6 protein-coding genes are annotated in these 6,965 nt (G+C 63.6%); 1 reads left to right on the top strand and 5 read right to left on the bottom strand.

Annotated elements, in window-relative coordinates:
* From EOA23_RS29670 to EOA23_RS29650, 5 genes are all read right to left on the bottom strand, one after another.
* Positions 1–333 (bottom strand): hypothetical protein (locus EOA23_RS29670; RefSeq protein WP_145966515.1); only part of this gene is annotated, 333 nt, incomplete at its 3' end.
* Between the two features lie 209 nt (positions 334–542).
* Positions 543–4,046 carry a carbamoyl-phosphate synthase large subunit gene (gene carB, locus EOA23_RS29665; protein WP_127306747.1) on the bottom strand — a complete coding sequence of 1,168 codons (3,504 nt, stop codon included), beginning with the start codon at positions 4,044–4,046 and terminating at the stop codon, positions 543–545.
* A 242-nt stretch (positions 4,047–4,288) separates the two neighbouring features.
* Complete coding sequence (locus tag EOA23_RS29660; protein WP_127306746.1) at positions 4,289–5,092, bottom strand: SH3 domain-containing protein; 804 nt, start codon at positions 5,090–5,092, stop codon at positions 4,289–4,291.
* 98 nt (positions 5,093–5,190) lie between these two features.
* The gene (locus EOA23_RS29655; RefSeq protein WP_127306745.1) at positions 5,191–5,949 is read right to left on the bottom strand and encodes a metallophosphoesterase family protein; all 759 of its coding nucleotides are present in this window, start codon (positions 5,947–5,949) and stop codon (positions 5,191–5,193) included.
* A 5-nt stretch (positions 5,950–5,954) separates the two neighbouring features.
* The gene (locus EOA23_RS29650; RefSeq protein WP_126059840.1) at positions 5,955–6,311 is read right to left on the bottom strand and encodes a helix-turn-helix transcriptional regulator; all 357 of its coding nucleotides are present in this window, start codon (positions 6,309–6,311) and stop codon (positions 5,955–5,957) included.
* Between the two features lie 193 nt (positions 6,312–6,504).
* On the opposite strand from EOA23_RS29650, the gene EOA23_RS29645 reads away from it, so the two are divergent.
* Positions 6,505–6,965 (top strand): MFS transporter (locus tag EOA23_RS29645; RefSeq protein ID WP_145966514.1); only part of this gene is annotated, 461 nt, incomplete at its 3' end.

Below are 6,965 nucleotides of genomic sequence, written 5' to 3'. Positions count from 1 at the left end.
GTATGGATATATTATTTCAGAGTCATATATATCTTCTGTTATCTCTTTCGGTCTTTTTTCAGCAAAAAAGGAAGCGACATTTCCTGTCTCCACCTCAAAATTGCTGATTAATTTATCGGAAAGAAGATAGTCCTTCAAATCCTGAAGGTATTTTTCCAGGGTCAGTTCGTTCTCTGGGCGAAGGCTGGCAAAATGAAAGCATCCGACGCCAAATGTTAAGTAGGAATAATCTTCTCTTTTTTTTGGAGCAGCTCTTGCCGCTTTTTGCAGCGCGCCCGTTACCTTGGTCTTGGGGCCTCCCCCTGTGTCGCTTTCGATCTTGCGTTTTTCCATATGCTCGCCCCCTTCAAACAGACTACGAAGCGACGGAAAATAATCAAGGGTCAGTACGCTTTAAAAATGCTGCTCGCGCACTGCTCATTTTGAGGACCTAGCAATATCAAAAAAACCTGGCCTTAGGGCCGCCAGTTGCTACGTTTGAGAAAGGAGCTTGGCCGGGATGGTAATGTGGGGGTCCATCATAGGCCACTGATCCGTTTAGTTTACCCAAAATACTCCTGCAGCGGCCGCACCTCCAGATTCCCCGCCCTCAACGCCGCAATCGCCTCCGCCACCGCCGCAGCCCCGGACAGCGTCGTGTAATACGGCACCTTCTGCATCAGCGTCGCGCGGCGCAGCGACTTCGAGTCCGACACCGCCTTCTGGCCGTCTGTCGTGTTGAAGACGATCTGGACCTGGCGGTTGCGGATGGCGTCTTCGATGTGGGGGCGGCCTTCCAGCACCTTGTTGATCTTTTCGGCGACCACGCCGTTCTCGGCGAGGAAGCGGGCGGTGCCGGAGGTGGCGAGGACCTTGAAGCCTTGCTCGGCGAGGCGCTTCACGGCCGGCAGGATGCCCTTCTTGTCCTCGTCGCGGACCGAGACGAACAGCGTGCCGGAGCGGGGCAGGTCGACATTGGCGCCGAGCTGGCTCTTGGCGAAGGCCAGCGCAAAGTCGCGGTCGAGGCCCATGACCTCGCCGGTCGAGCGCATTTCCGGACCGAGCAATATGTCGACGCCGGGGAAGCGGGCGAAGGGGAAGACGGCTTCCTTGACCGCGATGTGGCCGGGATTGCGCGGGTCGGGCATGGCGCCGTAATGGGCGAAGGCGTTCTCCAGCGTCTCGCCGGCCATGATGCGGGCGGCGATCTTCGCAATGGGACGGCCGATGGTCTTGGCGACGAAGGGCACGGTGCGCGACGCGCGCGGGTTGACCTCCAGCACATAGACCGTGCCGTCCTGGATCGCGTATTGCACGTTCATCAGGCCGCCGACATTGAGCGCGCGAGCCAAGGCGGCTGTCTGGCGTTCCAGCTCGTCGACGAGGTCGGGGTGCAACGAATGCGTCGGCAGCGAGCAGGCGCTGTCGCCCGAATGGATGCCGGCCTCCTCGATATGCTCCAGGATGCCGGAGACGAAGGTCTCCTTGCCGTCGCAAAGGCAGTCGACATCGACCTCGATGGCGCCCGAGAGATAGGTGTCGAACAGCAGCGGGTTCTTGCCGAGCAGCGTGTTGATCTGGCCGGTCTTGTCGTTGGGGTATTTCTGCTTGATGTCCTCCGGCACCAGGCCGGGCACGGTGTCGAGCAGGTAGGTCTGCAGCATGCTTTCGTCATGGATGATCTGCATGGCGCGGCCGCCGAGCACATAGGACGGGCGCACCACCAGCGGAAAGCCGAGCTCGCCGGCGACGAGGCGCGCCTGCTCGACCGAATAGGCGATGCCGTTCTTCGGCTGGGTGAGGTTCAGCTTGTGCAGCAGCTTCTGGAAACGGTCGCGGTCCTCGGCCAGGTCGATCATGTCGGGCGAGGTGCCGAGGATCGGGATGCCGGCCTTCTCCAGCGCGTCGGCCAGCTTCAGCGGCGTCTGGCCGCCGAACTGGACGATGACGCCGACCAGCTCGCCCGAGGCCTGCTCTGCGCGCAGGATCTCCAGCACGTCCTCCGCCGTCAGCGGGTCGAAATAGAGGCGGTCGGAGGTGTCGTAGTCGGTCGAGACCGTCTCCGGATTGCAGTTGACCATGATCGCTTCATAGCCGGCGTCGCGGAGCGCGAAGGCGGCATGGCAGCAGCAATAGTCGAACTCGATGCCCTGGCCGATGCGGTTCGGGCCGCCGCCGAGGATGACGACCTTCTTGCGCGCCGACACGCGCGCCTCGTTGGCGGGTTCACCGACGAAGGGCACTTCATAGGTCGAGTACATATAGGCGGTCGGCGAGGCGAACTCGGCGGCGCAGGTGTCGATGCGCTTGTAGACCGGATGAACGTCGAGCTTTTCGCGAGCCTTCTGGACGACTTCGGCGTCGGTCTTCGTCAGCGACGCGAGCCGGGCATCGGAAAAGCCCATCGCCTTCAGCATGCGCAGATTGACGGCGTCCTGCGGCAGGCCGTGCTCGCGGATGCGTTCCTCCATGGCGATGATGCCGGCGATCTGCTCGAGGAACCACGGGTCGATCTTGCACATGGCGTGCACGTCTTCCAGTGAAGTGCCCATGCGGATCGCCTGCGCCACCATGCGCAGCCGGTCGGGCGTCGGCGTGCCGAGTGCTGCACGGATCGCATTGCGGTCGTCGGTGTGGCTGGCGGCGGCGCTGCCATGGCCGAGGCCGGGGATCTCGATCTCGTCCAGGCCGGTCAGGCCGGTTTCAAGCCCACGCAAAGCCTTCTGCAGCGATTCCTGGAAAGTGCGGCCGATGGCCATCACTTCGCCAACGGACTTCATGGCCGTGGTCAGCACCGGCTCGGCGCCGGGGAATTTCTCGAAGGCAAAGCGCGGGATCTTCGTCACCACATAGTCGATGGTCGGCTCGAAGGAGGCCGGCGTCGCGCCGCCGGTGATGTCGTTCTCCAGCTCGTCCAGCGTGTAGCCGACGGCAAGTTTGGCCGCGACCTTGGCGATCGGGAAGCCGGTTGCCTTCGAGGCCAGCGCCGAGGAGCGCGAGACGCGCGGGTTCATCTCGATGACGACGAGGCGGCCGTCGGCCGGGTTGACTGCGAACTGCACGTTGGAGCCGCCGGTCTCGACGCCGATCTCGCGCAGCACCGCGATCGAGGCGTTGCGCATCATCTGATACTCTTTGTCGGTGAGCGTCAGGGCAGGGGCGACAGTGATCGAGTCGCCCGTGTGCACGCCCATTGGGTCGAGGTTCTCGATCGAGCAGACGATGATGCAATTGTCCGCCTTGTCGCGGACGACCTCCATTTCATACTCCTTCCAGCCGAGCACGCTTTCCTCGATCAGCACCTCGGTGGTGGGCGAGGCATCGAGGCCGGACTGGACGATGTCGTAGAATTCGGCGCGGTTGTAGGCGATGCCGCCGCCGGTGCCGCCCATGGTGAAGGAGGGGCGGATGATGGCGGGAAGGCCGACATGGTCGAGCGCCTGGGCGGCAATCGCCATGGCATGGCTGATATAGCGCTGCTTGCGGTCGCCTTCGCCGAGGTTCCAGCGGGTTTCCAGCGCGTCGAGCGCGGCGTCGAGGTTTTCCGGGTTCTCCGCCTTCAGCACCGCGCGCTCGGCCTCATGCGTCTTGCGGTCGGCGTTCTTGACGTCGGTGGCGTTGGCTAGCATCGAGCGGGGCGTCTCCAGGCCGATCTTGCTCATCGCCTGGCGGAACAGCGCGCGGTCCTCGGCCTTGTCGATGGCATGCGCATCGGCGCCGATCATCTCTACTTGATAGCGCTCCAGCACGCCCATGCGGCGCAGCGACAAGGCGGTGTTCAGTGCCGTCTGGCCGCCCATGGTGGGCAGCAGCGCGTCCGGCCGCTCCTTGGCGATGATCTTGGCTACCACTTCGGGCGTGATCGGCTCGATATAGGTGGCGTCGGCCAGCTCCGGATCGGTCATGATGGTGGCCGGATTGGAGTTGACCAGGATGACGCGGAAGCCCTCTTCCTTCAGCGCCTTGCAGGCCTGGGTGCCGGAATAGTCGAACTCGCAAGCCTGGCCGATGACGATGGGGCCGGCCCCGATGATCAGGATCGACTTGATGTCGGTGCGTCTTGGCATATTCGAAAAATCCGTTCGGCGAGCGGCTTGCACGAAAAACCGGGACGGGGAGGACCCGGCCGGTTGTGCTTGCGATTCTGGTATCAGGCTAGGAGGGCCTTATAGGGAAGAGTTTTGCGGGATGTAACCCCGAAAATGAAGGGCAGTAGGGCAGTAGGGCAGTAGGTCAGTAGGTCAGTAGGTCAGTAGGTCAGTAGGTCAGTAGGTGCTTTCTTCCCCTACTGCCTTATTGCCATACTGCCCTATTCCCCTAGAGCCAGCTGGTCCGTTATCTCGAAACGCTCGGAAACGCCGACGCGGATCATGTTCAGCGTGCCCTCACGCGTGAAGCGGAATTCGTCGGGCGAGTCCGATCTGGCCGGCTGGCCATTGTGGAAGATGATGACGCGCGCTCCGCCATCGGGCCAGGTCACGGTCACCGTGCTGTCGCCGTCCTTGCGCGCGACGGTCACCGCGCAACGGGTCATCGGCTGGCCGATGTGGCGTGCGCAGGGGATGCCGCCGGCTGCGTCGGGGGCAGGGCCATCGGATTCGGTGCTCGCCGAGGTCACGAAAGCGAGACCGTAGGCGTCCAGCATGGCGGTCCTGACAATCTCGATCGCGGAAGGCGGGTCGGCCGGCTCGCCGCCGCCCAGGCGCGCCGCTATATCGGGCTGCGGTTCTTCGGGAGGTGGCTGGGGCGCGGCAGAAGCGTCCGCAGGCGCGGCGTCGTCTTCAGGGGGCGACGCTGGATTATTGGGGCTGAGATAGCGTGCGGGCGCCCAGCCGGTTATGTGGGCGTCCTGCGTGTCCTCGACCTTGCACCAAGGATAATTGTTGACGGTCTTGCAGCCGAAATTCTTGACGGCCGAGCCGTTGGGCAGGCGCGCTTCGATCTTGCCGCCCGCTGAAGCGGTGGCGCGAATGTTGAGCAGATCATCCGGCGCGAGGCCGCCGATGATCGAGATGATTGTGCCTGGCGCATCCTGGGCCAGGGCCGGGAGAGCGGCCAGACACAAAGGAGCGGCGATCAGCAGCGTCGATCGGAGCGTGACTTTGCGCTTCATCCCTCGGCCATGCACTTCAATCGTGGTGCTCGATCCTGGATACGAGTTGCAGCTCAATCCTGGATATAAGCTCCCTCAATCCTGGATATGAGCTGCGCTCAATCCTTTATAAAACCGGTCCGCAGCGCTCGCGCCCATTCCGGCCTCCCCGCTTGTTCGGCCTGCTTTGCGGCGGCTTCATGGTCGTAGTCAACGGCGATGCTCTCGAAGCGGCTGGGACTGCCGTCCTTGCCGAGCTCGACAATTGCGTAGCGGGCGTGCGGTGAGCCTTGCTCCGAGACATGCGCCGGCGGCGTGTCGTCGTCATAGGCCGGGCAGCCGATGCTGCCGGGATTGAAGATGACCGGACCGCCGGGGATGCGGATGAGCTCGTTGCGGTGGCTGTGGCCACACAGCACCAGGCGACAGGCCGGATCGAGCGGCTTCAGCCGGCGCCTGATCGCGGCCAGCGGCGCGCGCATCAGCTGGCCGTCGACAATGGCGTCGGCGAGATATTTCTCGTCATGGTCCGGCCGGGCATGGAAGGCGGTGACGCCGGGCGCGATCTCCAATGTCAGCGGCAGGGCCAGCAACGCCTGGCGCTGCGGCGCGGTCAGCCGTTCCTGGGCGTAGCGGTCGGACGGCCACATGGTTTCGTCGGCCGTGTCCTGAGCGACGCGGCGGTCATGATTGCCGCGCACCGTCGGCAGGTTCAGCGCCTGCAACCGTTCCATCGTCTCGCGCGGCCAGAGCGGGCCGGAGACGCAGTCGCCGAGATCGACGGTGATGTCAGCGCCACCACGCCGGTTCAAATCGTCGAGCACGGCATCCAATGCCAGGAGGTTGCCATGGATGTCGGCGAGAACGGCGATGCGCATGCTGTTCAGGCCGAAACCTCAACCTCGGACACGCCGACCGCCGGCAGATCCTTGTCGCCGTCGGCCGCGGCGATCACGCTATCGAGCAGGCCTGGAAAACGCCTGTCGAGGTCGTCGCGGCGCAGCGTGATCAGCCGGCTGGTGCCGACCGCTTCGCTGCGGGTGACACCCGCCTCGCGCAGCTTGGCGAGGTGGTAGCTGAGGTTGGTCTTGGAGGCGAGGTCGAGGAACTTGCTGCAGTTCATCGGCACGCCTTCCTTGCGAGCCAGATAGCGCACGATGGAAAGCCGGGTCGGGTCGCCGAGCACGGCAAGCACGATCGGCAGGCTGATCTGGTCGGCGGTTGGATGGGGCAATGTCATGACCAAGAATTAAGCACAAACGCAACGAACTTCAACGCGGCTCCTTTCCCTGCCTATAGACGCAGCCTCCTTCTTTCGGCCCCGTCCTGACACAGGGCTGTCAGCAGGGTTCAGCTATTTTCTGCCGGCTCGGTTGACATCATGCCCTGTTATGTCCAATTGTTCAATAACTTTTGAACTAAGGACAATTCCCATGGACAAGCGGATCTTCTGGCTGGCGCTCGGGTCGTTCGCGATCTCAACCGAAGGCTTCGTCATCTCAAGCCTTCTTCCCGACATTGCGTCCGATGCCGGCATTTCGGTGCCGCTCGCCGGCTCGCTGATCACCGCCTTCGCGCTTGCCTACGCCATCGGCGCGCCCGTTCTGGCGACGCTGACCGGCGAATGGGACCGGCGGCGCGTCATCCTGTGGACGCTGGTCTTCTTCGTCATCGGCAACATCGTCGCCGCGCTGAGCTCGTCCTTCGAGCTGCTTTTGATCGCGCGCATCGTCATGGCGCTGTCGTCCGGCCTGTTCGCCGCGACCGCGCAAGGCACGGCCGTGGCGCTGGTCGATGACCATCATCGGGCCCGCGCCATCGCTGTCGTCGTCGGCGGCACCACGGTGGCCGTCGCCGTCGGCGCGCCGCTCGGCGCGCTGGTCGCGGCGGTTGC

It is taken from the genome of Mesorhizobium sp. M2A.F.Ca.ET.042.01.1.1 (assembly GCF_003997405.1).
Classification (GTDB): Bacteria; Pseudomonadota; Alphaproteobacteria; order Rhizobiales; family Rhizobiaceae; genus Mesorhizobium.
The sequence above is the reverse complement of the archived record's forward strand: the minus strand, read 5'-3'. Positions and strand labels throughout refer to the sequence as shown.

What these genes read in the sequence shown, in the direction of transcription:
- EOA23_RS29650 (WP_126059840.1), bottom strand. Translation starts at nt 6,311, where the DNA reads ATGACATTGCCCCATCCAACCGCCGACCAGATCAGCCTGCCGATCGTG.
- carB (WP_127306747.1), bottom strand. Translation starts at nt 4,046, where the DNA reads ATGCCAAGACGCACCGACATCAAGTCGATCCTGATCATCGGGGCCGGC.
- EOA23_RS29655 (WP_127306745.1), bottom strand. Translation starts at nt 5,949, where the DNA reads ATGCGCATCGCCGTTCTCGCCGACATCCATGGCAACCTCCTGGCATTG.
- EOA23_RS29660 (WP_127306746.1), bottom strand. Translation starts at nt 5,092, where the DNA reads ATGAAGCGCAAAGTCACGCTCCGATCGACGCTGCTGATCGCCGCTCCT.